Raw genomic sequence first — 26,862 nt, forward strand, 5'->3', positions numbered from 1 at the left:
GGACCCTCCTTGTGTTGAAATGAAAACCATTTCCATTGTAGCCTGCTGCGCATGGAGTGGTTGACCGGCCCGTTCGAAGTGGCCTTTGTTCAGCGGGCGCTGTGGAGTGGGATTCTGGTCTCCTTGATCTGCGCCACCACCGGCACCTGGGTCGTGCTGCGAGGCATGACCTTTCTCGGCGACGCCATGTCGCACGGGATGCTGCCCGGAGTGGCGATCGCCTCGCTCTGCGGCGGCAATCTGCTCATCGGCGCCGCGGTGAGCGCCGGTGTGATGGCCTGCGGAGTGACGGTTCTCGGACGCTCGCGGCGCCTCACCCAGGACACCGGCATCGGCCTGCTGTTCGTCGGCATGCTGTCGCTGGGCGTGATCATTGTTTCGCGGTCCCAGTCGTTCGCCGTGGACCTCACCGGGTTCCTCTTCGGCGACGTGCTGGCGGTACGCGAGCAGGACCTGGTGAATCTCGGTGTCGCGCTGTGCGTGGCCACGCTGGTCTCGGTGTTGGGATACCGGTCCTTCCTGGCCCTCGTCTTCGACGAGCGAAAGGCCCACACCCTCGGACTGCGTCCCCGATTGGCGCACGGATTGCTGCTGGGGCTCGTCACTCTCGCGATCGTCACGTCCTTCCACGTGGTCGGCACGCTGCTGGTGTTCGGGCTCCTGATCGCCCCGCCCGCGGCGGCGTTGCCGTGGGCGCAGCGGGTCCCGTGGGTGATGTGCGGAGCCGCCCTGTTCGGTATCGGCGCGACGTTCCTCGGACTGCTGCTGTCCTGGCATCTCCGGACGGCGGCAGGGGCGACCATCGCGGCCGTCGCGGTTCTGCTGTTCCTTCTCTCCGCGCTCGCCGCCGGCTTCCGGCGTCGCCGGGTCAGGAATCCGCAACCGCTCTCGGCACTCGAAAGTGAAGGGAATACAGACACCTGTCATGGCCTGGAATCATAAGAAGGGCGCGCCCGCGTACGGGGCTTCCCTGGCGCTGGGACTTTTGCTCACGGGATGTTCCGGCGGCGGGGGAGGGGCGGGAGAGCAGAGCGACAAGAAGCCCTCGGCCTCCTCTGCGCCGCACGGGTACATCGAGGGAGCACAGGAAACGGCCGAGCAGCAGTCCCGTCTCGTACTCGCCGACGGCGCGAGCGGCGCTCTGAAGGTGCTCGACCTCATCGACGGGAAGACCCGGCCGCTGGGGAAGGCGAACGGCTCCCGGCTGGTCACCGACGGCCGGTTCGCTTACGCCGCTTCGGACACCGGCGCGCACATATTCGACAGCGGTGCCTGGATGGTCGATCACGGGGACCATGTGCACTACTACCGTGCCACGATGCGCGAAGTCGGCGCGCTCCGGGGAAACAAGCCGCAACACATCTACAGCAGTCCGTCCTCGACGGCCGTCACCTTCGCCGACGGAAAGGCCCGGTTGCTGGACCACGCGCGGATGGAAAAGGGCGACATCGGCACCACCGTCACCATCGAGGACGCCGACGCGGGCCCCGTCGTCCCCTTCAAGGAAAACGTGCTCGTCCCGACCGGCGGCCCCGGAGACGAGACCGTGGTGGAGGTGCGTGACCGGAAGGGGAACAAGAAGTCGGCGCTGAAGGCGAAGTGTGCACAACTCCGTGGCGCCGCGGTGACCCGGACCGGTGTCGTCTTCGGGTGCGCCGACGGGGCGCTGTTCGTTTCCGAGAAGAACGGAGAGGCGCGCGGCGAGAAAATACCCTTCGGGCAGAGCGTCCCCGACGGTGAACGTCCTGCCTCCTTCCGGCACCGGTCGCTCGGCTCCACGCTGACGGCCACGGCGGGAGACCGGGGCGTGTGGGTGCTGAACGTGCCCGAACGCGAGTGGAAACTCGTGGAGACCGGGCCGGTGACAGCCGTCAACAGTGCGGGGGAGGGGGCGCCGCTCCTGGCGCTGAAGGACACCGGCGTACTGGAAGCGTATGACGTGTCGAGCGGCAAGAAGATCGCCGGCAGGAAGCTCGTCTCCCGGATGCCCGACGCGAAGGAAGCGCGTCCGGTGATCGAGGTCGATGCCGGCCGCGCCTATGTCAACGACGTGGCGGACAAGAAGATCCACGAAATCGACTTCAACGACGACCTCCGTGAGGCCCGGTCCTTCTCCGTGGACTTCGCGCCGTCCGCCATGGTGGAGACGGGGCGGTGAGCGCACTCACGCGGGCCCCTCTGCGGCGTGGGCGCGGCGCTGCGGCGGCCGTCGTCCTGTGCGTCTGCGCCGTGCTCGCCGGCGTGGCGGGGTGCTCCGGTACGGCGGACAAGCGCCCCACCGTCGTGGTCACCACCAACATCCTGGGTGATATCACCCGGCAGATCGTCGGCGACGAGGCCGACGTGACCGTGCTCATGAAGCCGAATGCCGATCCGCACTCCTTCGGGATCTCGGCCGCCGAGGCCGCCCAGATCGAGCGGGCGGACCTGGTCGTCTACAACGGCCTGGGGCTGGAGGAGAACGTGCTGCGCCACGTCACCGCCGCCGGGGAATCGGGCGTCGCGACGCTCGCCGTCGGCGAGGCGGTGGACCCGCTCACGTACCGGAGCGACGAGAGCGCGGGACATCCCGATCCGCATTTCTGGACCGATCCGTACCGGGTGCGGAAAGCAGTCCGCGTCATCGGTGAAAAGGTGGCCGCGGAAGTCGGCGGGATCGACAAGAAGGCCCTGGCGTCGCGGACCCGTGCGTACGAGGAGAAGGTCCGGCGCCTTGCCGAGCAGATGAAGAAACGTTTCGACGGGATACCGCGGGAACGGCGCAAACTGGTGACCAACCACCACGTGTTCGGTTACCTGGCTCAGCGGTACGGATTCGACGTGGTGGGAGCGGTGATTCCGAGCGGCACCACGCTGGCCTCGCCCAGCGCCGCCGACATGAAGAACCTGGCCACGACGATCGAGAAGGCGGGCGTCAAGGCGATCTTCGTGGACTCCTCCCAGCCGGACCGTCTGGCGCGCGTCCTCGAACGGGAGAGCCATGTCGACGTCGCGGTGATTCCCCTGTTCTCCGAGTCCCTGACGGAAAACGGGAAGGGCGCCGCCACGTACCTGGAGATGATGCAGTCGAATTCCGAAGCCATAGAGCGAGGGCTGACGAAGCGTTAGGCGCCGGCCGAGGATTGCGCCGGTGCGTCGAACAGCGCCGGCGGGCAAAGAAAAGGAAAGAAGACCGATGGTGGGAAGTTCACGTACGAAGAGAGCCGCGGCCGCGACCGCGCTGCTCGCCGCCTCCGTCCTCATGGCGGCGTGCGGCGGCGGACCCGGGAGCGCGTCTTCGGAAAGCAAGGGCAAGCAGTCGGCCGCGAAGGTGAAGGACCCTCTCGTCGTCACCCACGACGGCGGGATATACGTACTCGACGGCGAATCCCTCAAGGTGGTCCGGGATGTGCCGCTGCCGGGTTACAACCGGGTGAATCCGGCGGGTGACGACAGGCACATCATGGTGTCCACCCCACAGGGTTTCCGGGTTCTCGACGCGAGCCGGCAGAACATGACGGACATCCGCTTCGACGGCGCGAAGCCCGGGCACGTGGTGCGGCACGGCGGCAAGACGGTGCTGTTCGCCGACGGTACGGGAAAGGCCACGATCTTCGACCCGGCCGGCCTGGGCAAGGGCAGACCCGAGACGCGGACCTACACCGCTCCCGCTCCGCACCACGGGGTCGCGGTCGAGCTGAAGAACGGGGAGCTCGTCACCACGCTCGGCACGGAGAAGGCCCGTACGGGCATCGTCGTGCTCGACCGGAACCGCAAGGAGATCACGCGGAACGAGAAGTGCCCCGCGGTGCACGGTGAAGCGACCGCGAAGGGCGAGGCGGTGGTCATCGGCTGCGAGGACGGTGTGCTGATCTACCGGAACGGGAAGATCACCAAGGTCGACAGCCCCACCGCGTACGGACGGATCGGCCACCAGAAGGGGAGCGAGGACTCGCCCGTCGTTCTCGGTGACTACAAGCAGAATCCGGAAGCCGAACTCGAACGGCCCGAGAAGGTGTCGTTGATCGACACCGAGACCGGCCGGCTGAAGCTCGTGGACCTGGGCACCAGCTACAGTGCCAAGTCCCTCGCCCGGGGCCCGCGGAGCGAGGCCCTGGTACTGGGCACGGACGGGAGTATCCACGTCATCGATCCGGAGTCCGGCGAGGTGACCGCGACCATCCCCGTGATCGGTAAATGGACCGAGCCGATGGACTGGCAGCAGCCCCGGCCCGAGATCTTCGTACGCGGCGGGACGGCCTTCGTCACCGACCCCGGGAACAAATCGATCCACGCCGTGGACCTGAAGTCCGGGAAGAAGGCGACGACCGGCACCTTCGAGAAGAAGCCCAACGAGATCACCGGAGTCGACGCCGCACACTGAACCGGGGGCGGCACCGGCCGGCGGTCGCCCCCACCTGCCCGTACCGCGGCTCGCCGGCACGTCGCCGACGGTGTATCCGGCGGAGCCGGCGAGCGGCCCTCAGTTGTGGAAACGGACAACCGGAACGTACGTTCCTGTGGGGATCGGCCAGTTTATCGGGTGCTTCCAGGAAGCAATCTGGGCTGTCCGGGCAGCAGCCCGGTCCGATCCGGGCCGATGCGGTAAGGAGCACCTATGGACGCCTGTACGCTCGGCGACCTGATCGACATCGTCGGCAGCCCACCGCTGCGGCTGCACACCGCACCCGCCGGATTCGCCACCCCCGTCACCGAGGCACTGCTGTACGACGTGCACGCCCCGCTGCCACGCGCGCCCGGCGCCCTGCTGCTCGCGGTCGGCGTACGGGCCGCGGCGGCCGGGCCGCTGGTGCGGGCCGCGGCGGAGGCCGGGATGACCGGGGTCGTGGTGCGGGGCACGGTCGGGCCGCCGGTCAGCGAGGCCGAGGCACACGGCATGGCGCTGCTGGCGATCGACGAGGACGCGGCCTGGCACCACGTACACCTGATGCTGGCGTCGGCGATCGGCGCCCGGTCCGCGCACGACGCCGGACTGGGGGACCTGTTCGCGCTGGCCGACGCCATCGCGGCGGCGACCGGCGGGGCGACGGCGGTGGAGGACCCGCGCCAGCGGATTCTGGCCTACTCCACCGTGCCGGGCCAGCCGGTGGACGAGGACCGCCGCCAGGGCATCCTCGGCCTTCAGGTGCCGGGCAGTGTGGACAACTCGGAACAGGTCCGGCTGGTGTTCGCCTCGGACGGGCCGGTGCGGCTGCCCCCGCTGACGGCGGGCGATCTGCCGCGGCTCGCCGTCGCGGTGCGGGCCAGTGGCGAGACCCTCGGCTCGGTGTGGGTGATCGACAGCGGCACGCTCGCCACGGACGCCGAGGAGACCCTGGCCCAGGGCGCGTCCACGGCGGCACTGCTCCTGCTGCGCGCCCGCGCGTCCCAGGAACTGGCCCGCCACCAGAACACCGACCTGCTGCGCCGGCTCCTGGACGGCTCGGCCGACGCCTCGGCGGCCACACACCGCCTGGGGTGGAACGCGGTGCGCGTGGCCGCGTTCGTGCTGGACTTCGCCGCGAGCGTTCCCGACGCCGAGCGGACCTCGCTCAGGCTGCTGGACGTCGTACGCCTGCAGTGCGAGGCGCGCTACGGGCGGCACGCGTGCGTGCTCCTGGACGGGGTGGTGTACGCGTTGCTGCCGGCGCCAGGGGAGAACGGCGGAGCGCGCGGGCCGCAGGAACAGAAGACGGTCGACCAGCGGCACCGGCAGCTGGCGGAGGACATCGTGCGCCGGGCGGGGCGGTCGCTGCGGGTGCCCGTACGGGCGGCGCTCGGCGAGGTGGCGCCGGACCTCGGCGGAGTGGCGGACTCGCGCGCGGACGCCGACCTGGTCCTGCGGCTGCTGCACGACGCCCTGCCGGTGGCCACGGTCGACGAGGTACGTCCCCGGGTGACGCTGCTCCGGCTCTCCGAAGTCATGCAGAAGCAGCGGGGGTTGAAGGCGGGCGCCTGGCGGCGGGTGCTGGCGGCGGACGCCGAGCACGGCACCGACTACGCCCGCACCCTGGTGTCCTGGTTCGACGCGGGCTGCGACGTGGCAGGCGCGGCGAAACTGCTCTCCGTCCATCCCAACACCTGCCGCTACCGCCTGAAGCAGGCCGGCCGGCAGCTCGGGATCAACCTTGAGGACCCCGACGAGCGACTGGTCCTCTGGCTGCAGCTGAGGGCCCTGGCGGGGCTCAGCGGTGCCACCGGAGCCGGGTCCGCGGTCGCTCCGCACACTCCTTGAGGTTGGGGAGAACGAAAAGGAGGCGCGGGCAGGGGAAAAGAGACGCGAGCGTAAGCGATCGCGCGGGAGCGGAATGCGGACCGACGCGCGGAAACGGAAGAAAGATCCCGGCGCAAGCGGCGCACGCCGGGATCGGTTCACCTGGGCAGCACCTTCCGTCCTGCCCAGGTGATTCCTCGTCAGCGGAGGTCGCGGATGAGGTTGCCCATGATGGCGTCCACCTTGTCCGAGTCGAACGATTCCGAGCCGATCAGCAGGGTCACGGCCCGCTTGCCGTCATCGGTGACCGCGTTCCGGAGTTTGTGGCCGCTCTCCATGTGGCCGCTGTGGCCCCAGGTGACGAAACCCGGGCTGGTTTCGTAGCGCTCGACACCCAGGCCGTAGCGTTCGCCCGCCGAGATGTCCGGGACGGTGCGCTTCATTTCGGCGAGCTGGGGCGGGGCCAGCAGTTTCCCGGCCATCAGCGCGGACCAGAACGTGGTCGTGTCGGCACCGTTGGAGATCAGCGCACCGGACGCGCCGGCCCCGGAGGTGTTCCATTCCGTCCGGTCCAGCAGCGTCCCGTCCCGGTCCACATAGCCCCGCAGGTCCGGCTTGGGGAGCGTGGTCCGGTCACCGGGCCAGTAGGTCGCGCGCAGCCCGAGGGGCTTGATGATCCGCTGCTCGATCTCGGTGCCGATACCGCGCCCGGTGACCTCCGTGACGATCATGCCGGCCAGGTTGTAGTTGGTGTTGGAGTAGGAGAAGTCGGAGGAGTTCGCGTCGTCGGGCGGGGGCAGGGTCAGTGCCTGCCGGACCGTCTCCAGGGGCTCCATGTGCTCCCAGCGGTGCGCTTCCAGGTCGTCCCACGCGTCCAGGTAGTCGGGCAGGCCGCTGGTGTGCTGCAGAAGCTGCCGGACGGTGATGTTGCGCCCGTCGTAGTGCTCGGTACGGATGAGACCGGGCAGATAGTCGTCCACGGTGTCATCGAGCTTGATCTTGCCTTCGCCGACGAGCTGCAGCACGACCGTGGCCACCCAGGTCTTGGTGTTGCTGGCAAGACGGCTGTGCTCGTTGCCGACGACTTTCCGGCCCGTCTTGAGGTCGGCGAGGCCGATACCGCCGTTCCAGACGCCGCAGTGCGGGCTTTTCACCGTCACACTGATTCCGGAGGCGCCGATGCCTTCGAGCGCCTTGAGCGCTGTCCGGACGGGCTTGCTGTCACACTGCGGTGTGGAGGCCGCCGCGGCAGGTGCCGTCACCAGCGAAGCTGTGAATGTCAGGGCCACGATGGCACTCGTCCCGTTTCGCATGATGTCTCCTTGTGTATTACAGATGCGTGCAGCGTCTATTCGGTTCCGCTTCGTGCCGCGGGAAGCATCATCGGGCCGCTGCCTGCGACGAGGCCGGGGCGAATACGGCCGCCGGGGCCGCCCGTCGCACGCTCGCCGGATCACACACGTGCTGGATGTCCATGCGGACAGCGTTGCTTCCGTCCCGGCCTGGTGCATGCGATGCAAGTCCAGAAATTGCGCACATGTTTTGTGCGTCCGGCCAAAGGGGCGAGGGCGCTTGATACGGGGGCGCTCAGCTTCGGGTAACCGCTTGGACCATGCGTGTGGGACGGGCCGAACTTTTCGGCTGGGGGGCCAAGTTGAGGAGTCGGTAGGGGGCCTTCGCATCGCCGTCGCTGGGGCGACGATGCCTTCGCCGTCCCCCGCCGCGAGCGGCGGGGGACCCTTACCGTCCCTTGCAACCAATGCGGTGGCACGGACGTGCCGCATAGTCTCTTCAGCTCGATGCGTACCGGCCGTGCTGCGGCACACGAGATTTGCCGAAACCAGGCCGGTGTCGTCTGGATCATCGTGCGGAGCAGAGAAGGGTGCCCGCCCGGTGGTGTCCGGCGAGTAGATGTCGGGCGGTCTTCTCCTGGCCGGTGGCGATGACCCGCCACTGTTCGGGGCGGTTGATGCGACCTTCGACGGTGTTGTGCTGCTAGTCGGCATCGCGGCCGCATGAGGCGGCCTGCCACCCTGACCGCCTCTCGCAGTCGGCGGTCTCGCTGACCGGCCGGGACAGGGAGGACGGCCCGGACGCCGCATCAAGCGACCGCGCCGATCACCTCACGCTGCCCCCGCCATCGCCCACCCCGCTTCGGCATCCGACCCGAAAGCAACGGCCCAACCCGTGCCCACCGAACGCCGACCAACGGTCTGCGCAGAGCGGACTTTGGCGTTGCGAAGATGGTCGAGGCGTGGCTGGATGGAGTGTGCCTCTGCGCGTGAAACTGCATGAAGCGGAGCTGTGCGCTGCGGATCTACGCAGCCGAGGGGATAGGGGTTCTGTGCTCAGTGCAGCCGGACAAAACCACCAGATTTCCTGTGCGTTGGGCAACCGAGCCAAAGGTCGAAATGGGCATGGCATCGTGCGGTCCGGAAACCACGTACTGCACCGGCCCCGGCCGCTCGTATTGAGTGGCCGGGGCCGGCGTTGGAGATGGGTCAGAGTTTTCGCCGTCGCTGTTCGGTCGGCGGACAGACGTTGCTTCCTCTGGATCTCAAGGATTCGTCAGGAAGTCTTCTTGAAAAGGAACTTCTGCGCCGTTTCCGCGGACACCGGAAGGTAGATTCCGTCCGCGGCTCCCTCGCCGTTGGCGCGGAATTCAACACCGGCCCGGATTCCGGGTCCTGTGTTGAGTATGACCTTGATCTCCTGGTCTGCAGCGGAAGATTCCTTCTTCGGCATGGACCACGTTCCGCTCCCGCCGAGCGTGTCCGTCGGGGTTCCGTCCGGCGCGAAGCGTGCGGGCACCTTCACTCCGGTCGCCGTTCCGTCCTCGCGCAGGGTCAGCTGGGCCCCTTGAGAGCCGGTCCAGGAGCCGACGACGTCACTGCGCTTCGCCGTACCCGACTTCATTCCCTCGATGACGGCGAAGAGCAGAAACCCCCCGGCTACGAGTGCCAGTACGGACGCCGCAATCGCCAGCGGTACTATCTTTTTCATCGAATGATCGCGTCTTCTTCCCAGTACACTTCCTGTACCTTTGTTCGGAATGGCCCACCAATGGTGTCCGCTATGCCTGTCATTGGCATTCCGATCCATTTCTCGACGAAGGGCCTGTATTTCCCCGGTGGATGCAGGAGGGAGTTGATTGTCGTCCTGTTCTCAATCCGAATCCCCAGTCTTGTCTTTCCCGTCTTCGGGTCTCGTGAGTGCGAAGCGGGCACTGCGTGTCCTGCATTCGTGAATCAGCTCGTGCAGCCGGGGGTCGTCCGGGAAGGTGCCCTGTGCGGCGCGGAGGTCGGCCACGAGACCGGCTTCCATGGCGCCGCGGCCCCCCTCCGGCCGGACGGGCCAACGTCCGGGGACGGGCTCGGGCAGAAAGGTGTCGAGCACCAGATTGCGCCGGTCCGCGGGGATGCGTACGGGGTCTCCGAGCAGCGAGGACCACAGCGGGGTCCAGGTGATCAGTGTCCAGTCCGCGGCGAAGACGGCCAGTGCCTGATCGGCGAGGGCGGCGAGCAGGCGCTGAACGCTGGGCGGGATGTGCGTCGAGACGCGCCCGGTCCCCGGCAGCGGGAGACGCGCGAGGCGGTAGAGGTGCTGCCGTTCGGACGCCTCCAGGTGCAGCGCACGGGCCAGCGCCTCGGCGACCTGCTCGGAGGGCCGGGTGGCGCGTCCCTGCTCCAGGCGGACGAGGTAGTCCACGGGGAGCCCGGCGAGTGCGGCCAGCTCCTCGCGTCGCAGTCCCGCGGCACGGCGCCGACCGGTGGCGGGCAGGCCCACGTAGGCCGGTGCGAGCCGGTCGCGCCATCGGCGCAGCGCCGTACCCAGCTGGTTGCGTTCCTTGGTCACTTCTGCAGTATTGCCGCCGGTCCCGGGACGTTCGACACCACCGGCTGGTCCCGGACCGCGGAGCCCCGGGCCCGGGCGCTGTACGAACTGGCCGACCGGCTCGCCGAACGCGTCCCCGCCATGAGCCGGACCCTCGCCCAGGAGAACGGCAAACTGCTCGCCCGGACGACCTGGGAGGTATCGCTCTCCGTCGACTGGCTGCGCTACGGCGCCGCCTCCGCGCTCACCCGGATCGCCGGCCGGGCGGCCGAACCCGAGCCGGGCACCACTCGACCCCGGAGGCGATGGGAGTCGCCGGCCTCATCGCACCGTGGAACTCGCCGGTGATCCTGCTGGTACGCGCCCTCGGGCCGGCGATCGGCGCGGGCTGTACGACGGTGGTGAAGATGCCCGGGCAGACCGCTGTGACCAACGCGCTCTTCGCCGAGGCCGTCGCCGCCACGCGGTCCCTGCCCGCGGGTGTCGTCAACATCCTCACCGAGGCGGGCAACGAGGTGGCGCCGCTCCTGGTCGGGTCACCCGACGTCGACGTGCTCAGCTACACCGGCAGTACGCGTGTCGGACGCGCCATCGCCGCCGCGGCCGCGCCGACGCTCAAGCGCGCCAACTTCGAACTGGGCGGCAAGACCCCGCTGCTCGTCTTCGACGACGCCGACCTGGACGTCGTGGTGCCGTACCTGGTGACGAGCTGCATCCTGATGAACGGGGAGTTCTGCTGCACCGGCTCGCGTGTGCTCGCTCAGCGCGGTATCGCCGATGAGCTGCGCACCCGGCTGGCCGCCGGGCTGGAGGCGGTCGAGGTCGGGCCCGCGGAAGACCCTTCCAGCCAGATGGGGCCGCTGACCACCGTGCGTGTGGCCCGCCCCAGGAACGCGCGGCCTCAGGACCGGCGGGCCCTGTCGAGCGAGGCCGGGGCGGCGCCGAGCCACCAGTCGGGGTCGGCGGTGCCGTCGGCAGTGGTGCCGTCGCGGCGTACGTAGTGCCGTACGTCCCTCCCGGGCTCCTGCAGCGCGCCGTTCAGGGCGCGTTCGAGCCACTCGGCGCCGAACCGGAAGACCTCGGCGGCGACCCCGCCCAGGGGGTGGAACTCGTTCTCGTAGACGCGCATCTCCTTGGGGGCCCGGATGCGCTCGTACGTGGCCAGCGCCTGGTCCAGCTGCGTCAGTTCGTCGAATTCGCCGATGCCGACCAGCACCGGCCGCGTGAGGCGGGTGACGAGGTCGCCCAGCGGCATCCGCGAGGCGAGCTCCCGCTCGAAGCGCTCCTCGTCGCCGAAGCCGGACATGTACATGTAGTTGTGCTTGAAGGTGGGCTGGGCGCGGTCGAAGATCGTGTCGAAGTCGCCGGTGACGCCCTCGAAGGTGGCGAGCGCGGCCAGGCGCGGGTCCGCGGCCGCCGCTCGCAGGCCCCAGTAGCCGCTCATGCTGATGCCGAACATGCCGATGCGCTCGGCGTCGACCTCCGGCAGGGCGGCGAGGTGGTCGAGGTAGCGGCTGATGGCCCGCTCGTAGTTGGTCAGGTCGACCGTGAGGCCGTTGGCGCGGGTCTCTCCCTGGCCGGGGCCTTCGATGGAGAGGGCCACGACGCCGTGCGACGTGTAGTAGCGCTCGGCCGCGTGGATGTAGTCCTCCTTGATCATGTCCATTCCCGGACCGAGGATCACCGCCGGGGCGTTGCGCACCGGTCCCGCCGGCAGATGCAGCAGCGCGTAGAGGCGCTGCCCCTCGAAGTCCAGCACCACGCGGCGCACCCGGTTCTCGCGCAGGCTGCCGAGGCGGGCGACGCAGTGGTCGGTGTGTTCGCGGAAGGCGGCCTTGCGGGGGTCGTCCGCGTCGAAGACGGAGTACTGGGCGCGGCCCCACATCACGGCGGCGCGCAGGTAGAGGTCGGCGGCGGTGCGCGCGAACCCCTCCCGCTCGTGGTGGGCGGCGCGCTGCTCGGCCTGGCCGGCGACGGTCGCCCAGGCCTTGGGGAGCATGGCGCCGCTCTTGACGAGCGCAAAGACCTTGTCGAAGTCGGTGTGGTCGTGGCCGAGCTGCTCCATGGTGCCCTTGGCCTCGGGGTGCAGGGCGTCGAAGCCGCCCTGGGCCAGGGCGAGGTCCAGGCTCCAGCTCTGGCCGGTGGAACGTGCGGTCATCAGGCCGTCCTCCTCTGTGGTGCTATGGCGTCCAACATCGAGGGTAAGTACTTATCCTCGATCCATTAAGTACTTACCTTAAGATGTGTGTCAACCGCAGCCCCGTCCGAGAGAGACACGCCATGCCCCCTCGCCACCCCCGGCCCGACTCCGAGCGCGAGCACGCCTTGGACGAGCTGTCCCGCGCCGCCTACAGCCTCAGTGCGGCCGACGCCCGACTGCGGGGGCGTGCCACCCGCACGCCCGGCGCGCTTTCCCTCACCCACGCACGCGCCCTGCGGATGCTCGCCCAGAACGGCCCTCTCTCCATCCGTGAACTGGCCGCCGCCACGGAGACCACGCCTCCCGGCGCCACCCAGCTGGTCAACGGGCTCGTCGCCGCCGGTTACGTCACCCGCGAGCAGACTCCGGGCCGTAAGGCCGTCTCGGTCGCCCTCACCGCCGCCGGCCGGGACCGCCACGACGAGAGGCAGGCGGCTCTGCGGCAGGCCCTGGACACCGCCCTCGCCGATTACGACGCGGCTGCCCTCGACTCGGCGGCGGAGGTGCTGCGACAGCTGTCGGCCATCTATGACCGCCTCTGACCAGGGCCGCCCCTGGCCGTGACCGCCTCTGACCGCGACGGCCCCTGAAGCCGTCGACCGCTTGTGCGATGCCCGTGCGCCTTTCTCCGGCGTGCGGGCGTTTTCGCGTGCGGTGGCATCCGTGATCAAAGAGTGGAGTCGCGCAGGTGGATACGGGTATTCCTCTCGTCGCCGGCACGCCTCTTCGGGGCGTCGGCGATTCCGGTGAATGGCCGACGCCAAACGATTCTTCAGAATTTCGTACGTGAGTACATTCATGTGTTATATGCACATGCCCCGCAGAGCCATTCGGGCCCCGCTATGCTCACTGCCGCGCAGCGAGTCGTGACGACTGCGGCATGTCTTCCGCAGCCGTCGTGATGTCGCCGCCGCGCGAGGACTCCGGGCATCCTGGAGCCCGGCCCCGCGCGTGGCACGTCGGCTCGGCGTGCACTGCGGAAATTGATCGGTGTGTGCGAACCGGCGGTCGCCCATTGCGTTTTCGCTGCTTTTCCGACGTCCGTGAATTCCGTGTACGAAGCCTTGTCCCTTCCCTTAGTGCTCAAAGGATGCCGATGGTTCGTGCTGATTCGTCACCCGGAAGGCCAGGGCCGGCCTCCCCCGCAATGTGGCTGCTGCCACCCGTGGTCCTGGCCATATGCGCGGCCGTGGCTGTTCCGCTGATGCCTTCGGCGGCCCGCGCCGACGCCGCCTGGATCGGCGTCCTGTTGACCGTGGCCGCGGGCATCGCAACCGCGAGGGCGGCGCGCCGGGGCCGTGCGATCGACCAGCTGCGCAGCCAGTACGCCGAGCGGGAGGCCGCCCTGCAACGGCAGTTGGCCGAGCAGGAGGCCGAGACGGCGCGGCTGGCCAAGGAGACCCTGCCCGCGGCCATGGCGCGGCTCCAGCAAGGCATTTCGGTCGAGGAAGTGCTGCGCTGCACCGGTCAGGTCTCGCGCGTGAGCCCCCGGTTCGAAGCCTCGCACCACGCGGTGCTGCGCTACGTCCTGGAGACCGTGGAGGCCGAGGAGGACCTGCGTGACTCCGCCCGGCGGGCCTTCGTCAACATCGCCCGCCGCGTCCAGGCCATCGTGCACCAACAGGCACTGGAACTGCGCGAGATGGAGGACCGGCACGGCCAGGACCCGCAGGTCTTCGGCGACTTGCTGCACCTCGACCACCGGACCGCGCTGATCGGCCGGCTGGCGGACAGTATCGCCGTCCTCGGCGGCGCCCGGCCGGGGCGTCAGTGGCAGAAGGACATCCCGCTGTTCAACGTGTTGCGCGGTGCCATGTCCCGGATCACCGACTACCAGCGCGTCGATCTGCACTCGGTGGCCGACGTCGGTGTCCTCGGCCGCGCGGCCGAACCCCTGATCCACGCCGTGGCCGAGCTGCTGGACAACGCCACCCGCTACTCCCCGCCCCAGACCCGCGTCCACCTGACCGCGTCCGAGGTCCAGTCCGGTGTCGCCGTCGAGATCGAGGACGCCGGACTCGGCCTCACCGACGAGGCCCGTATCCGCGCCGAGCGGGCCCTGGCGCAGCACGCCACCAGCGGGCTGGACCTCGACGACCTGGGGGAGTCGCCACGGCTCGGCCTGGCCGTGGTCGGCCGGCTGTCCCACACCAACCACTTCAAGGTCTCCCTGCGCGTGTCCGCGTACGGCGGCGTGCGCGTGGTCCTGGTCGTACCGCCGGAACTGATCACCGTGACCCCGGCGCCCGGCGGAGCTTTGGCCAAGGCACCCAGCCTGCCGCCGCCCCGCCGCCCCAGCGGCCCGAAGCACCGTGCCGAGGCGGCCGCCGAGGAGCCGGTGCCCACCGACGCCCCGCGCACCGCCAACGGGCTTCCGCAGCGCAGGCGGCGTACCCGCTCCGTGATCCCGTCCGTGCGCCCGCCGCAGTCGGCCCCTTCCGCCGCCCCCCGCCCCCCGGCGTCGGCCGGCCAGCCGCCGCCGGCCGGGTTGTGGATGTCGGCCTTCCTCGGCGGTGACTCCGACGCGTCTTCGGGCGGGCCCCCGGCGCACCGCCCGCACGGGCCGGGCGACGAAGAGCCCGAGCAGTGACCGAGCCAGCAGATAAGGATGAGTGAGCAAGTGGCGACAAAGCAGCGGCTCAACATGGACTGGATGCTGAAGGAGCTGGCGTCCAGCGTCCCGCAGACCCGTAATGTCGTGGTGCTGTCCTCGGACGGTTTGTGCATGGCGCAGTTCGGTACGGACAATGACACCGCTGACCGCCTCGCCGCCGCCTGTGCCGGACTGCAGAGCCTGTCGGCGGCCATCGCCTCGGAGTTCCCGCGGGGCGACGGTCGGATGAAACTCGTCGTCGTCGAGGTCGACGGCGGCTTCTTCTACCTGATGGCGGCCGGCGCCGGAGCCTATCTGGCGGTGCTGGCCGACGACGACGTGGACGCCGGCCTCATGGGGCAGCGGATGCGGGATCTGGTCGCCCGGATCGGCCAGCATCTCACCAGCCCGCCGCGGGCCGACCGGCAGGCCCCATGAGCGATCCGCAGCAGGAACAGCATCGGGCCTGGGAAGAGGGCGGCCCCGAGCGGCTCTACGTCATCACGTCCGGCCGGAACCTGCCCGACCGGCACTCTCCCCTGGACATGGTCACGCTGATCGTCAGCCGCGGCGAAGCCGGTCCGGGCATGCAGCCCGAACTCGCCGCCATCGTCCGGATATGCGGCTACCCGCTGTCCGTCGCCGAGATCTCCGCGTATCTCCATCTGCCGGTCAGCGTGATCACCGTACTGCTCACGGACCTCCTGGCGAGCGGCCATGTCGAAGCCCGCGCGTCGGTCCCGGCCAAGTCGCTGCCCGACATCGAACTCTTGGAGGCGGTGATGCATGGACTACAGAATCTCTGAACCCGTCGTCGGCCCCCGGTGCGAGGACACCTTGCCGGCCTCGGTCACCACAGCGGTGAAGGTGGTGATCGTCGGCGGCTTCGGGGTCGGGAAGACGACCCTGGTCGGATCGGTCAGCGAGATCAAGCCGCTCACCACCGAGGAGGTCATGACGCAGGCCGGTGCCGGAGTGGACGACATCGCCGGGGTCGAGCGCAAGAACGAGACCACCGTGGCGATGGACTTCGGCCGGATCACCCTCAGCGACGAGCTGGTGCTCTATGTCTTCGGCACCCCGGGCCAGCAGCGGTTCTGGTTCCTGTGGAACGGGCTCTTCGAAGGAGCGCTGGGCGCCGTGGTCCTGATCGACACCCGGCGGCTGGAGGACAGCTTCGACGTGATGGGCCGCCTGGAGGAACGCGGAGTGCCCTTCATCGTCGCCATCAACGCCTTCCCCGACGCCCCGTCCTACCCGGCGTCCGAACTCCGGGAGGCCCTGGACATCCCCGACGGGGTACCGGTGATCGACTGCGATGCCCGCGAACGCGTTTCCAGCCGCGACGGCCTGCTGACCCTCATGCGCTACCTGTACGCCCTCACCACCACGAACCCGGAGCCACGGTGACCTCCTCTCCCCACGAACAGCCCCGCACCGCGTGGGCACCCACGCCGCCTCCGGAGTGCCCGGCACACGCCCGGTTCGGCGCCACGGACCAACTGGCGCGGCTCTTCGGCCCCGAGGCGGCCGAGGACCCCATGGGTCTGTACGAGCGCCTGCGCGCCCGGCACGGGGCCGTCGCGCCCGTTCTGCTGGACGGCGACCTCCCGGCCTGGCTCGTCCTCGGTTACCGCGAGATCCTCGAAGTCGCCGGCACCCCCGCCCGGTTCAGCCGCGACTCCCGTATCTGGCGCTGGTTCAGGGAAGGGCGGGTGCCGCCGGACTCCCCGCTGCTCCCGATGATCGCCTGGCAGCCGGTCTGCCTGTTCCTGGACGGCGACGAGCGCACCCGGCTGCGCCTGGCGGTCACCGACAGCCTGGAGCGCTTCAACCGCCGTGGGATCCGACGGCACATCACCCGCTTCACGCACGAACTGATCGACGGTTTCGCCGAGCGCGGGGAAGCGGACCTGGCCGAGGAGTTCTGCGAGCACCTGCCCATGCTCGTCCTGACGCAGCTCCTGGGCATGCCCGACGAGTACGGGCCGCGGCTGGTCACGGCCAGCCGGGACATGGTGGCGGGCACCGAGACCTCGGTGGCCAGCAACGCGTTCATCGTGGAGACCCTCTCGGAGCTCGTACGGCGCAAGCGCGGCAGCCGCGGCCACGACGTCACGTCCTGGCTGCTCGAACACTCCTCGGGGCTGACCGACGAGGAGGTGTGGAACCATCTGCGGGTCATCCTCATCGCCGCCAACGAAACCACGGTCAACCTCCTCAAGAGCACCCTGCGGGTGGTGCTGACCGACCCCCGGTGCCACGCGTCGCTGGCCGGCGGACAGATGACCCTGCCCGACGTGGTGGAGCAGGTGCTGTGGAGCGAACCGCCCCTCATGACCATCCCCGGCCGCTGGGCCGCCGTGGACACGGAGATCGGCGGGCAGAAGGTCGAGGCGGGGGACATGCTGCTGCTCGGCCTGGCCGCCGGGAACCACGACCCGGCCGTCCGCCCGGACCCCTCGGTGCCGCTGCACGGGAACCGCTCGCATCTCGCCTTCAGCAGCGGTCCCCAGGAGTGCCCCGGCCAGAACATCGGCCGCGCCATCGCCGACACCGGCATCGACGCCCTGCTGGCGAGGCTGCCCGACGTACGGCTGCGCATCCCCGAGGAGCAACTGAGCTGGACCTCGGGGTGGATGACACGGCACCTGTCCAGCCTTCCGGTGGCGTTCGCCGCGCACCGGCCTCCGGGCCCCGCCGCGGAGGCGGACCCGGCCCGTACCGCCGCGAAGCCCGAGCGCCGTCTGCGGACCGCCGCGCAGAGCGGGTGGCCCGCCGCGGTCAGCGGTCCGGGGGCCGCTGCCGAGCCTGTCGTGCCGTTCCCGTCGGTGGTGTCCCCGCCGGCCCCGGTCCGCAGGAGGCGTACATCCTGGTGGGGCTCGTTGAAGGCATGGCTGCGAGGCTGATGCCGCCCGGTGGGGCGATGGCGCCCTACCGCGCTGTCCCGGTGGTCTGGAGTGCGCCCGGGCCACCGGTGACGAGCTCTTCGACGGCTCCGGCGACGCGGTGCAGTGCCTCCTCCATGACCGCCCGGGAAGTGGCGTAGCTGATGCGGATATTGCCCTCGGCGGCCGGACCGAACCACTCCGGGGTACCGGGCACCACCGCCACCCGGGCGCGGGACAGGAGGAATTCGCCCATCGCCCGGCTGCTCATGCCTAGGCGGGACACGTCAGGGAACAGGACGTACGTTCCGTCCGGGCGGCTGCAGGAGATTCCCGGGATCGCGTTCAACCGGTCCACGCAGTAATCCCGTACCTCCCGTAAATGCCTGAGGAAGGCGTCCCTCCAGGGCCAGCCGTGGCGTAACGCGGCCAGGGCTCCGGCCTGGGTGAAGGGGGGCATGCTGTACGTGGCGCCGAGACGCTGGAAGGTGAGCCGCAGGGCGTCCGCGTCCCGCAGGGTCGGGGCGATGACGAATCCCATCCGCAGTCCCGGCAGCGCGAACGTTTTGGAGAGTCCGGTCACCGTGTAGACGCGATGGCTGCTCCCGGTGTCCAGGCTCGCCATGCTGATGTGTGTCGCGGGCGGGTACACGATCTCGCTCCACACCTCGTCGGAGAGGATCGGGACGCGGTGCCTGCCCGCCGCCTCGGCCACCGCCCGGAGGGTCGCCTCGGTGAAGACCGTGCCCAGCGGGTTGTGCGGATTGCACATACAGATCAGGGCGGTGCGCGAAGTGATGAGAGAGGCGAGCCGGTCCGGGTCCAGCCGCCCCGTGCCCTTGTCCATCGGGCAGTGGACCCGCCGGGCCCCCGCGGCATCGACGGCCTGGCCGAAGAGCAGGTCGACCGGGTCCAGCAGTATGCATTCGTCGCCCTTCCCGCACAGGAGCCGCACCACGCCCCAGAGCGCGGCCGCGGTGCCCGGGGCCGGCACCACGCGACCGGGATGATTGCCGATCCCGTAACGGATCTCGGCGACGTCGGAGAAGGCCTCCTGGAGTTCACCGCATTCCATGGGCGACGCGTAGGGGAAATAGCCGTCGACAACGGCGGAGAGCACGGCCTCCGTGACCACCGAGGGCCCGGGGAAGTCGGGCTCGGCCGCCGTCAGCGGGATGACGCCGGGCGGATACGCGCCCCAGCGAAGGGGCGAGCGCCGCCGCAACAGGCCGGGCCTCACCCGCGTGTCGTCGAACAGCGGCCGGTGCGCGTCGTACGGCGACATGGCGTTCACCCTCGTTGATAGCGGGCGGGCGGATACCGGTCGTAGAGCTCCGGGGACCAGTACGTGGTCAGCCGGGGGCGGCCGCGCCGCATACGTACCGATGCGTACGTGTGGATGCCGCGGCCGGCGGAGAGCGGTCGCCGGGCCAGGTGTTTGAGCAGCGCCTGATAGCCGCCGGCGGGAAGCCCCATGTCACCCAGGACCGAGCGGACGCGGTCCCGGACGGTCCGGTCGCTCGCCGTGTGCAGCCACAGCGGGACGTACAGCGTCGCGGACACCGGCGTGACCCCGCCGGTCGTCGTGAACGTCAGGTTGCTGACAAGCGGTTGGGGCCGTACCGCACTGTCGCTGCCGGTCAGCCGGCGGCAGAATTCCCCCAGGAATCCCGCCTCGTGCTGAAGCGATATCTCCATTCGGGCGTCCAGCTCCGCCGGGGAGGCACCATAGTGACGGAAATACACCTTCACACGTGAGTCGGGGCCGTCGGCCAGATCGAGACCGAAGTAGACGATCCTGTCGAGGTCGAATCCCCGGCCGGCGTATTCCCCCACCGCCTCCCACGCCTTTGCGAACCCCAGGCGGTCCAGCGCCTCGCGCGTCCGCTCGACGCCGGTCATGCCTTCGCCGGCGTACGGATTGAGGTAGACCTTGAACTCGGGCCCACCGCTCGGCGCGAGGGAGGCGGCGTGCATCATGGCGAAGCCGGTCGGGTCCGCGTCCGGCAGGAACAGATCGGTTACGTTCGCCAGCCGGTCGCCGGCGGCGCCGAAATCCCGGATCAGCCCACGGGTGAGAGCGAGCGCCGCGGTTTGTGCGGACGACGTGTCCGGCCGGTCCGGAAGGGCCTCCACCAGCACCCGGAGCTGCGTGCCTTCCTTCGAAAAGGCCGCCGAGAACTCGATCGGCGAACCGTCGGCGCACACGTCGGAGTGCCAGCCGGGACGCTTCCCTATCCGCCTCGCCCCCCACGGCGAGAGCATCGTGCGCAGCACCCTCGTCCCCTGCTCGACATTCATGCCCGCGCTGCCGAGAAGTCGTGCGGCAGTGGTGACTCCGTAGTCCAGGAACGTGGCGCTCGCGGAAACCTGTGGAACCGACCGCAGAGATGACATGGAAATTCCTCCCCTACCTCTTGCCCGGTCTCGCCGTACCGCACGCTTGCTCCGTCGGCCGATCGGCCAGTACCAATAGGGTGAGAAGCTCCTGACTGCCGTCTCATAAGGGATCAGTGAATGTGATCGGCCGTCCCCGCCCCCGGCATTCGTATGCGCGCCGGGCCGTGCCCCGGATACCGTGCAATACCTCCGTCGGCCGCGGCCGTTTCCCTGAACCCGGGGTGCTTTCACCATCAACGATGTTCCCTCCGGCCGCCACCGGCGCACGCGGAGCGTGCGCGGCGTTCGCCACGCGTCGGCGTGCGCCCCCGACTGACGGTTGCGCACTCCGGCGCGCGGGAGACAGCGTTGCCGTGGGGGGCCGCTACGCACGCCGGTGCTGGTTCCGGGGCGGGGTGGCCGGGGAGGCGTGCCACGAGGGCCCGGCGGGTCTCGGGGGGTGCGCCGACGAATTCCAGACGTTCATGATTCAGGTGCGGCTCGGCTTCCTCGGCCGACCCGGGGCGCTCTGAGTGTGGCCGTCTCCCGTGAGGACGCGGCCGATGTGCGCGGTGGTGTGCCGGCGAGTGGCGTGTGCTGTTCAGGGGTATGGCGGGAAGCAGCGATGACGGGGGAGAAGAGGCTCTCTTCCGGGGGCGCGAGGGGCCGTAGGGGTGCTTCGTGCGTCTGTTCGTCACGCACCTGACGTGGGGCGTGTCTGTGTGGCGCGTCGAAGAGAGAGGCACCGAACGCCATGCAGAGAACCTCCTTCCGTGGCTCCCTCCGTATCGGTCTCGTGTTGTCGGCCGCCGCTGTGGCGTCGGTCGTGCTGGGTACCGCGGCGAGCGCGGCCGTGCCGGCGGACGTGTCGCACGGCGTTCCGGCCGGGGCGCGGACACCTTCGGCGCGCGGCTGTGCCATCGTCTACTTCGATCTCGGCGAGACTCTGGTGCACACGGCCGCGGACTCCGGCATCGGCTATCTGCCGGGTGCGGCCGCGTACCTGCGCGCGTTGCGGGAGCGGCACATCAAGGTCGGGCTGATCACCAACGTGCCGTCCTCGTGGGGCAAGACGGATGCCGAGCGCGCCGCCGCCCTGAAGAAGGAGGTCGACGGCGCGTGGAAGGGACCCGTCCCGTTCGCCTGGGAGGACTTCGGCGACCGGATTCTCACTCCGCGTACCGAGGCGGAGCGTAAGCCGGCGCCGGTCCTCTGGAAGCGTGCCAAGGCCGCGGCGCACGGCTGCCGCCTCGTCTACGAGGGGGAGACCGCCGAGGAGACGTACGTGGCGGCTTCGCTCGGTTACGTGGCCTATCGGGTCGGACAGCCCTTCCGTCCCGCCTACCTACCGGTCCGGGTGATCGAGTGCCTGGCGTACGGCTCCCGCGGGCGCGCCTGAACAGTTGCGTCTGCGCCCGTACGTACGCCCGCACGCCCGTGCCCCGAGGTGGGCGCGGGCGTGCGGCCGTTCTACACGGCGGCTTTGGGATGCGCGTCCGGCGCGCCGGACGCCGCGCCTCCCGGATGCCGTCGACGGGAGTCCGGGACTTCTGCCGCCTCAGGGTTCGGCTGCTCCGCCGCCTCCAGAGCCGCAGCCCCCTCCGTCATCCCCTCCGCGCTGCGCCGCGTCCTCGTGCTCCGCAACACCAGTTGGAAGGCGCCGAGCAGCACCGCGGTCGCCAGGGCGCTGTGCCAGAGCAGGGCGTCCAGGTGGCCTGCGGAGAGGTAGGCGCCCACGGCCACGGCCGCCAGCGCGCACACCGCGCGGTCCACGATCGACTCGACCGACAGCAGCGTCGCCCGTGGGGCACCGGCAGGTACGGCATCGTTGACCAGCTTGCGCTGGACGGGATAGGCGAAGCCGGCCGCGGCGGCGAACACGCAGAGGAGAGCGACGACCGTCCAGGACCCGCCGAGGGTGATGCCCGCCAGGGTGCCCGCGAGGACGAGGCTGAGGACGGAGACCCAGGCCACCGGTGTCAGGCGGCGGCCCAGCCACTGGGGGCGCGCCGAGCCCACGGCCTCCGCCACCGTCATGGCGGCGAGCACCCCGCCGTGCGCGGACTCGCCGATGCCGTGGTCGAGGAGGATCGGCTGGAAGAGGTTGACCTGGCAGATCCTGGACAGGGTGAACACGGCCACGCCCTGGACCATGACCAGCGCCAGCCACGGCGAGGAGGCGACGCAGCGCAGCGCTGCCTTCGCGTCGCCCAGCGAGGTGCCGCGCCCGCCCCGTGGCGCCCGGGGCTTTCCGGTCCGGCCCGGCGGGGCCGTACCGCGATTCCTGGCGGGCGTCGCGGCTCGGGGCAGGGCGATGACGCAGATCAGGGACCCCGCCGCGCTCAGGGCGCTCAGGAGGTACGGGGCCGGGTGGACGAGGACCATCAGCGGCCCGACCAGGGGCCAGCACAGGATCTTCGCGGCGAGCCCGAGTGCCCGGGCGGTCCCCTCCGCCTTGAGGTAGTGCTCCTCGCACCGCTCGGCGCGCAGCCCGTCGTACAGGTAGGCGCTGGCCGCGCCCGAGGTGAGGGAGCGGCCGGCGGCGATGGCGAGGAAGTGGACGAGGAAGCCGGAGTACGAGGAGCTGACCACCGGGGCGAGGTTCGCGGCCGTCATCACGACGGCGCCGGCCCGCAGGCAGTTGCGGGTGCCGATCCGGTCGGCGATCAGCCCGGTCGGTATCTCGAAGAGGCAGAAGGCCACGTAGTAGATGCTCTGGATGCCGAAGATCTGCCCGTCGGAGAGGCCGGCGTCCTTCTGGTAGGCGTAGAACACCGGCATCCACCACAGCAGGTTGAACAGCAGCTGGAAGCCGTAGTTGAGCCGGATGATACGGCGGGCGGTGCCGGTCAGGGGCGTGGCCGCGGGCCGCGCCGCGGAGCGCGGGAGGCGGGGGCTCACAGCGCGTAGGGGCGGATCTGGACCAGGCGGAAGTCGCCCTGGTCGGTCAGCAGCCACTCGATGTCCAGAGGGTCGTCCACCTCGGGGGCGCTGAAGTGGGACTGCAGCAGCCGGCCGGTCAGGGACAGGTCGGCGAGCCGGGCCCGGGTGGCGGCGGGCAGGCCCTCGCTCCAGGAACCGAGGGCGACGGTGCGCCCGCCGCCCTCGACGGTGTTGTAGAGGTACTGCTGCGGCAGCACCTCGCCCTCGACGACCTGTTCGGGCGAGCCGGGTGAACAGTTGAGGTAGACGTTGCGGAAGTCCTCGCGCCGCGTGGGGTCGCAGGTCACCAGGACGCCGCCGAGTGCGGCGGGGACGTACTCCTGGATGATCACGCCCATGTAGGTGTCGTCCAGGGATATGCCCACCTGGTGCCGCAGCCGCACACTGCGCGGCGAGAGCAGGGAGGCCCACACCTGCCGCACGGCGTCGAGGAGTTCGCCGGTGCCGCGGACGGTGGTGACGGAGTCGTAGACCCCCGCCGCGGAGAAGCCCGGCAGGTCCTCGGCGTTGGAGGAGGAGCGCACCACGAGACGGCCGCCCGCGGCGAGCGGGGCGGGGAAGGACCGGGTGATCTCCCCGGCGACGGCGTCGGGCATCGCGGTGTGCCGGATCAGGTGCTGGAGCTGGAGGCAGAGCGGGTCGAGGACGCTCATGGCGTCGAGTTCGAGCGCCATCTTCAGCTTGCCGATGCCCTGCTGGAGCGCGGGGGAGGAGGTGAGGAAGCGGTGCATGAGGGAGAAGGGCAGGGCCACACCCTCGGGGGCCTCGACGGTGGCGGCCACGAAGGAGGACGCGGCGGCGCGGAGTTCGGTGGCGGAGGGCGCGTCCAGGCCGAGCCGGGCCGCGAGGTGCCCGTACAGGTTCTTACGGGGCGGGCGGGGGCGGCCGTGGAACGCGGTGAGATCGGCCGTGCGGCTGTCGAGCACGTGGTGCAGCTCACCGAGGTTGGCCGCCTTGGTGCCGTAGCGGTCCCGGTCGGCGCTGCGCAGCCGGTGCAGGGAGAGTACGGGTGTGTCCTCCAGGAGCGGTCGTTCCAGGCGGATGCGCTGCTGGTGCCAGGCCGGGGCCCGCAGCTCGGGGGCCTGCTCCAGCCGCTCCAGGGCGATCTCGTCCTCGCGGACCCGGTAGCGGACCCAGGCCCCGTCCAAACCGTCCTTCTCGACGAGCTGTTCCAGGTCGCGCACGATCGCGTTGGGGATGCCCCATCCGGAGGCGAGGACGTTGGTGTGGGACAGCGGGGTGATGGGCGCGGTGTTGATGAACCCGGCCACCCGCTGCACGCCGTCCGGCAGGCAGGGCATGGCGACGATGTCCGACCAGCCGAGCCCGCCCGCCGCCGCCTCGTATTCCGCCACGGTCTTGAAGCAGCGCAGCCGGCCGGTGGCCTCCCCGGCGTTGAGCGGCACGCGGACCCTGGAGCCGAAGAGTTCGTGACCGAGGATGCGCGGCACCCGCTGCTCACTGACCGCGGCCAGCGCCTCCTCCTGCCCGTGGTTGGCGGGCTTGAGCAGGAGCGGCAGCCTGCCGTCGACGCGCTCCCGGACGAAGGTGTGGAAGAACTCCAGCAACTCCCCGTGCATGGTGTCGGCCTCGGTCGTCTCCAGCACGAGGAAGGTGCGCTCGCGGCCCTCCCGGTCCTCGTCGGTGTGCAGGGACAGCACCCCGAGCAGGAAGCGGCGCTCGGGGTCCATGTAGACGGACGCGTTGAACTCGTCCAGTCGGGCATCGAGTTCGGAGAGTTCCATGCCGAGGACACGGGTGGCGATGTAGTTCACGTGGAAGGGGTGGGCGGCCGTGTCGAGCAGGTGCCAGGTGGCCTCGGCACGGTCGACGACGACCTTCAGGTACGGGTGGCCTGCCAGGACCCCGGACAGCGTACGGAACAGCGGCAGTGAGAGGTTCTCGCCGACGACCGTGCGGTCGGTCGTGGGGTCCGCGACGCCGACGGGGAGCGGAGTGGTGGTCATACGGCGACTCCCTCGGACGGTACGGCCGACCGGACGCTCGGGCGGGCGGGGGACGTTGACGGTTCGGCCATGGACGGGGGCCGGGCGGCCGGAGGCGCGGACCGCGGCGCGGCGGGCACGGCGGACGGCAGCACGTCGGGCAGCGCGTCCACCAGAGCCGTGAAGTCGCGGAGCACGGTGCGCGCGTCGGCGGCGGAGAGCAGGCACAGGGCCGCCATCGTGTTGGCGCCGCCGGCGGGGTCGTAGACCGGCACGGCGCTGCCGTCCGGCAGGGAACTCTCCGGCACCACCGAGAGCGTGCTGCCCTCGCTCAGCGCGACGGCCTCCCGCACCACGGGGAAGTCCCACAGCCTGCGGTCCCGCCAGGCCGCGCCGTGGCCGTCCACCGCGAGGACGACGAGGGAACCCGCGGCGCCCCGTGCCTGCTCCGGGCCGAGGACCCGCTCGGGCCAGGCGACCGGACGGCCCAGAAGGTGGTCCACGAGCATGCCGACGACGTCGAGCCCGAACACCTCCTCGATCTGCGGGACGGTCATCGCGCCGCCGAACCGGGCGGCCGTCTCGATCAGCCACATGCGCCCGTCGGCGCCGAGCTTGATCTCGGTGTGGGTGCCGCAGTCGCGCAGGCCGAGGGCGTCGACGGCCTCCCGGGCGAGGTCGACGACGCGGTCCTGGAGGTCCGCGGGAAGCGACGCGGGGGTGATGCCGGCCCGCTCGGTGAACGGCCGCACCGTCGGCATCCGGCCGCTGACGCAGACCGGCCGGAAGACGCCGCCGGTCACCACGCCCTCGACGCTGACGTAGTCGCCCCAGCCGGGCTCGTCGAACCAGCTCGCGGTGTCGCCGGTCACGATCTCCTCGACCACGAAGTGTCCCGCCGCCTCGGCCACATGAAGTTCGGCGAAGCCCAGCCGGGCGGACCGGGCCATGGTCTCGCGCGAGCGCCGCCAGGCGGTGTCGGCCTCCTGCGGGGAGCCGATGATCTGGTGGGCGGTGGAACCGGCGCTCCAGGCCGCCTTGAGCAGCAGGGGAGCGGTCAGGTCGGTGACGGCCTCGTGGAGGTCCGCCAGTGTGGCGACGGGGCGGAACGCGGGCTGCGGCAGGCCGTGCCGATGCCAGGTGTGCCGCATCATCCGCTTGTCGCGGGCGAGCGCGGAGGCGTCCCCCGCCCCGGCGAGACCGAGCGCCTCACACGCCTCGGCGACGGCCACGACCGCGTACTCGGAGAAGGTGAGAACCGCGTCCGCGCCGACGGCTTCGGCGCGCGCGACGATCAACGAGACCAGGTCGGACCGCTCCGCGTCGGCGGGCAGCACGACCGAGGCGCACAGCCGCTCCGCGGACGCGGCGACCGACGCCGGAAGCGCGCTGAGCGCCAGCAGGTGCACGTCCGCTCGCGCGGCTGCCCGGGACAGGACATGGCCGAGCGGCGGACCGCCCTTGGCGTGCACCAACAGCACCGTGCTCACGGAAATTCGTCTCCCATCACTTGTCTGTTCGCTCGTCTGCCCGGGGCGTCGGGCGTCCGTCCGGGGCGTCGGGCCGTGGCCTGGCCCCGCTGCCCGGCCCGGCGCCGCCCGTCGACCGAGGCCGGGACACGGTGACGCAACCCGCGTAGAACACGTCGGGTAACCGGTGGCACACACAAGGGAATCAGAAGGCGGGTGCCGGAAGTGCCGCCGGAGGCGGGCGCCAATCAGGCAAATGCCAAAGTCGTGGACATCGTTGGAGTGCGGACGAAGCATGTGGATCACCTATGGCCAGCCGCCCCGGCGGCGCGCTCACGTATCGCAGTCGGCCGATAACCGAGCATGGCCGGACCCCGCACGGGATAGGCATCGCCATGTCACTTCCCGCCACCCGGT

Annotated in this window: 22 protein-coding genes; 13 read left to right on the plus strand and 9 right to left on the minus strand. The window is 70.3% G+C overall.

Translation table 11 applies throughout. The features are described 5' to 3' along the window. The first annotated feature begins 51 nt into the window (after nt 1–51). From aztB to ACFV57_RS05745, 5 genes are all read left to right on the plus strand, one after another. A complete protein-coding gene (gene aztB / locus ACFV57_RS05725) occupies nt 52–942 on the plus strand; it encodes a zinc ABC transporter permease AztB (RefSeq protein WP_385226047.1) in 891 nt (296 codons plus the stop codon). Further along, complete coding sequence (locus tag ACFV57_RS05730) at nt 926–2,158, plus strand: hypothetical protein (RefSeq protein WP_385226049.1); 1,233 nt, start codon at nt 926–928, stop codon at nt 2,156–2,158. Before aztB ends, ACFV57_RS05730 begins: the two co-directional genes overlap by 17 nt. Nucleotides 2,159–2,214: 56 nt before the next feature. After that, nucleotides 2,215–3,108, plus strand: a complete 894-nt coding sequence (gene aztC / locus ACFV57_RS05735) for a zinc ABC transporter substrate-binding protein AztC (RefSeq protein WP_385226122.1) — start codon at nt 2,215–2,217, stop codon at nt 3,106–3,108. Nucleotides 3,109–3,175: 67 nt separating this feature from the next. Beyond that, nucleotides 3,176–4,363 (plus strand): zinc metallochaperone AztD, encoded by a 1,188-nt coding sequence (gene aztD, locus ACFV57_RS05740; protein ID WP_385226051.1) that lies wholly within the window; start codon nt 3,176–3,178, stop codon nt 4,361–4,363. Nucleotides 4,364–4,597: 234 nt separating this feature from the next. Further along, nucleotides 4,598–6,214 carry a PucR family transcriptional regulator gene (locus ACFV57_RS05745; protein ID WP_385226053.1) on the plus strand — a complete coding sequence of 539 codons (1,617 nt, stop codon included), beginning with the start codon at nt 4,598–4,600 and terminating at the stop codon, nt 6,212–6,214. Between the two features lie 179 nt (nt 6,215–6,393). On the opposite strand, the gene ACFV57_RS05750 is transcribed toward ACFV57_RS05745, so the two are convergent. The 3 genes from ACFV57_RS05750 to ACFV57_RS05760 all read right to left on the minus strand — a co-directional run bounded on the left by ACFV57_RS05750 (nt 6,394) and on the right by ACFV57_RS05760 (nt 10,048). Further along, entirely contained in the window at nt 6,394–7,506 is a 1,113-nt protein-coding gene (locus tag ACFV57_RS05750) for a serine hydrolase domain-containing protein (RefSeq protein ID WP_385226055.1), read from the minus strand. A 1,255-nt stretch (nt 7,507–8,761) separates the two neighbouring features. Then, entirely contained in the window at nt 8,762–9,295 is a 534-nt protein-coding gene (locus tag ACFV57_RS05755) for a hypothetical protein (protein WP_385226057.1), read from the minus strand. A 63-nt stretch (nt 9,296–9,358) separates the two neighbouring features. Next, complete coding sequence (locus ACFV57_RS05760; RefSeq protein WP_385226059.1) at nt 9,359–10,048, minus strand: helix-turn-helix domain-containing protein; 690 nt, start codon at nt 10,046–10,048, stop codon at nt 9,359–9,361. A 284-nt stretch (nt 10,049–10,332) separates the two neighbouring features. Between ACFV57_RS05760 and ACFV57_RS05765 the strand changes: the two genes are divergently transcribed. Then, nucleotides 10,333–11,028, plus strand: a complete 696-nt coding sequence (locus tag ACFV57_RS05765) for an aldehyde dehydrogenase family protein (protein WP_385226061.1) — start codon at nt 10,333–10,335, stop codon at nt 11,026–11,028. On the opposite strand, the gene ACFV57_RS05770 is transcribed toward ACFV57_RS05765, so the two are convergent. Then, nucleotides 10,929–12,185 carry an alpha/beta hydrolase gene (locus ACFV57_RS05770; RefSeq protein ID WP_385226063.1) on the minus strand — a complete coding sequence of 419 codons (1,257 nt, stop codon included), beginning with the start codon at nt 12,183–12,185 and terminating at the stop codon, nt 10,929–10,931. The genes ACFV57_RS05765 and ACFV57_RS05770 overlap by 100 nt on opposite strands. A gap of 122 nt (nt 12,186–12,307) precedes the next feature. On the opposite strand from ACFV57_RS05770, the gene ACFV57_RS05775 reads away from it, so the two are divergent. From ACFV57_RS05775 to ACFV57_RS05800, 6 genes are all read left to right on the plus strand, one after another. Further along, complete coding sequence (locus tag ACFV57_RS05775; protein ID WP_385226065.1) at nt 12,308–12,769, plus strand: MarR family winged helix-turn-helix transcriptional regulator; 462 nt, start codon at nt 12,308–12,310, stop codon at nt 12,767–12,769. A gap of 554 nt (nt 12,770–13,323) precedes the next feature. Beyond that, nucleotides 13,324–14,817 (plus strand): ATP-binding protein, encoded by a 1,494-nt coding sequence (locus ACFV57_RS05780; RefSeq protein WP_385226067.1) that lies wholly within the window; start codon nt 13,324–13,326, stop codon nt 14,815–14,817. Between the two features lie 54 nt (nt 14,818–14,871). Beyond that, nucleotides 14,872–15,258 (plus strand): roadblock/LC7 domain-containing protein, encoded by a 387-nt coding sequence (locus ACFV57_RS05785; RefSeq protein WP_385226124.1) that lies wholly within the window; start codon nt 14,872–14,874, stop codon nt 15,256–15,258. Then, nucleotides 15,255–15,626, plus strand: a complete 372-nt coding sequence (locus ACFV57_RS05790; protein WP_385226069.1) for a DUF742 domain-containing protein — start codon at nt 15,255–15,257, stop codon at nt 15,624–15,626. Before ACFV57_RS05785 ends, ACFV57_RS05790 begins: the two co-directional genes overlap by 4 nt. Next, nucleotides 15,607–16,230, plus strand: a complete 624-nt coding sequence (locus ACFV57_RS05795; protein WP_385226071.1) for an ATP/GTP-binding protein — start codon at nt 15,607–15,609, stop codon at nt 16,228–16,230. Before ACFV57_RS05790 ends, ACFV57_RS05795 begins: the two co-directional genes overlap by 20 nt. Further along, nucleotides 16,227–17,729, plus strand: a complete 1,503-nt coding sequence (locus ACFV57_RS05800) for a cytochrome P450 (RefSeq protein ID WP_385226073.1) — start codon at nt 16,227–16,229, stop codon at nt 17,727–17,729. Before ACFV57_RS05795 ends, ACFV57_RS05800 begins: the two co-directional genes overlap by 4 nt. A gap of 25 nt (nt 17,730–17,754) precedes the next feature. Here the strand turns inward: ACFV57_RS05800 and ACFV57_RS05805 are convergent, their stop codons facing one another. Together ACFV57_RS05805 and ACFV57_RS05810 are read right to left on the minus strand one after the other, a co-directional pair. Then, complete coding sequence (locus ACFV57_RS05805) at nt 17,755–18,993, minus strand: pyridoxal phosphate-dependent aminotransferase (RefSeq protein ID WP_385226075.1); 1,239 nt, start codon at nt 18,991–18,993, stop codon at nt 17,755–17,757. 5 nt (nt 18,994–18,998) lie between these two features. Further along, entirely contained in the window at nt 18,999–20,105 is a 1,107-nt protein-coding gene (locus tag ACFV57_RS05810; protein ID WP_385226077.1) for a tryptophan dimethylallyltransferase family protein, read from the minus strand. 736 nt (nt 20,106–20,841) lie between these two features. On the opposite strand from ACFV57_RS05810, the gene ACFV57_RS05815 reads away from it, so the two are divergent. Continuing rightward, complete coding sequence (locus tag ACFV57_RS05815; protein ID WP_385226079.1) at nt 20,842–21,486, plus strand: hypothetical protein; 645 nt, start codon at nt 20,842–20,844, stop codon at nt 21,484–21,486. Between the two features lie 71 nt (nt 21,487–21,557). On the opposite strand, the gene ACFV57_RS05820 is transcribed toward ACFV57_RS05815, so the two are convergent. From ACFV57_RS05820 to ACFV57_RS05830, 3 genes are read right to left on the minus strand one after another with little or no spacing between them, the layout of a single operon-like run. Next, entirely contained in the window at nt 21,558–22,988 is a 1,431-nt protein-coding gene (locus ACFV57_RS05820) for an MFS transporter (RefSeq protein ID WP_385226081.1), read from the minus strand. Next, nucleotides 22,985–24,997, minus strand: a complete 2,013-nt coding sequence (locus tag ACFV57_RS05825; RefSeq protein WP_385226083.1) for a PEP/pyruvate-binding domain-containing protein — start codon at nt 24,995–24,997, stop codon at nt 22,985–22,987. The genes ACFV57_RS05820 and ACFV57_RS05825 overlap by 4 nt, the downstream gene beginning before the upstream one ends. Continuing rightward, the gene (locus ACFV57_RS05830) at nt 24,994–26,466 is read right to left on the minus strand and encodes an acetyl-CoA carboxylase biotin carboxylase subunit family protein (protein ID WP_385226085.1); all 1,473 of its coding nucleotides are present in this window, start codon (nt 26,464–26,466) and stop codon (nt 24,994–24,996) included. Before ACFV57_RS05830 ends, ACFV57_RS05825 begins: the two co-directional genes overlap by 4 nt. Nucleotides 26,467–26,862: the final 396 nt, after the last annotated feature.

Origin of the sequence: Streptomyces sp. NPDC059788 (assembly GCF_042732265.1) — a bacterium.
Classification (GTDB): domain Bacteria; phylum Actinomycetota; class Actinomycetes; order Streptomycetales; family Streptomycetaceae; genus Streptomyces.

What these genes read in the sequence shown, in the direction of transcription:
- ACFV57_RS05765 (WP_385226061.1), top strand. Translation starts at nt 10,333, where the DNA reads ATGGGAGTCGCCGGCCTCATCGCACCGTGGAACTCGCCGGTGATCCTG.
- ACFV57_RS05805 (WP_385226075.1), bottom strand. Translation starts at nt 18,993, where the DNA reads ATGTCGCCGTACGACGCGCACCGGCCGCTGTTCGACGACACGCGGGTG.
- ACFV57_RS05795 (WP_385226071.1), top strand. Translation starts at nt 15,607, where the DNA reads ATGGACTACAGAATCTCTGAACCCGTCGTCGGCCCCCGGTGCGAGGAC.
- aztB (WP_385226047.1), top strand. Translation starts at nt 52, where the DNA reads ATGGAGTGGTTGACCGGCCCGTTCGAAGTGGCCTTTGTTCAGCGGGCG.
- aztD (WP_385226051.1), top strand. Translation starts at nt 3,176, where the DNA reads ATGGTGGGAAGTTCACGTACGAAGAGAGCCGCGGCCGCGACCGCGCTG.
- ACFV57_RS05790 (WP_385226069.1), top strand. Translation starts at nt 15,255, where the DNA reads ATGAGCGATCCGCAGCAGGAACAGCATCGGGCCTGGGAAGAGGGCGGC.
- ACFV57_RS05810 (WP_385226077.1), bottom strand. Translation starts at nt 20,105, where the DNA reads ATGTCATCTCTGCGGTCGGTTCCACAGGTTTCCGCGAGCGCCACGTTC.
- ACFV57_RS05785 (WP_385226124.1), top strand. Translation starts at nt 14,872, where the DNA reads ATGGACTGGATGCTGAAGGAGCTGGCGTCCAGCGTCCCGCAGACCCGT.
- ACFV57_RS05750 (WP_385226055.1), bottom strand. Translation starts at nt 7,506, where the DNA reads ATGCGAAACGGGACGAGTGCCATCGTGGCCCTGACATTCACAGCTTCG.
- ACFV57_RS05755 (WP_385226057.1), bottom strand. Translation starts at nt 9,295, where the DNA reads ATGGATCGGAATGCCAATGACAGGCATAGCGGACACCATTGGTGGGCC.
- ACFV57_RS05825 (WP_385226083.1), bottom strand. Translation starts at nt 24,997, where the DNA reads ATGACCACCACTCCGCTCCCCGTCGGCGTCGCGGACCCCACGACCGAC.
- ACFV57_RS05775 (WP_385226065.1), top strand. Translation starts at nt 12,308, where the DNA reads ATGCCCCCTCGCCACCCCCGGCCCGACTCCGAGCGCGAGCACGCCTTG.
- ACFV57_RS05815 (WP_385226079.1), top strand. Translation starts at nt 20,842, where the DNA reads ATGCAGAGAACCTCCTTCCGTGGCTCCCTCCGTATCGGTCTCGTGTTG.
- ACFV57_RS05745 (WP_385226053.1), top strand. Translation starts at nt 4,598, where the DNA reads ATGGACGCCTGTACGCTCGGCGACCTGATCGACATCGTCGGCAGCCCA.
- ACFV57_RS05730 (WP_385226049.1), top strand. Translation starts at nt 926, where the DNA reads ATGGCCTGGAATCATAAGAAGGGCGCGCCCGCGTACGGGGCTTCCCTG.
- ACFV57_RS05770 (WP_385226063.1), bottom strand. Translation starts at nt 12,185, where the DNA reads ATGACCGCACGTTCCACCGGCCAGAGCTGGAGCCTGGACCTCGCCCTG.
- ACFV57_RS05780 (WP_385226067.1), top strand. Translation starts at nt 13,324, where the DNA reads ATGGTTCGTGCTGATTCGTCACCCGGAAGGCCAGGGCCGGCCTCCCCC.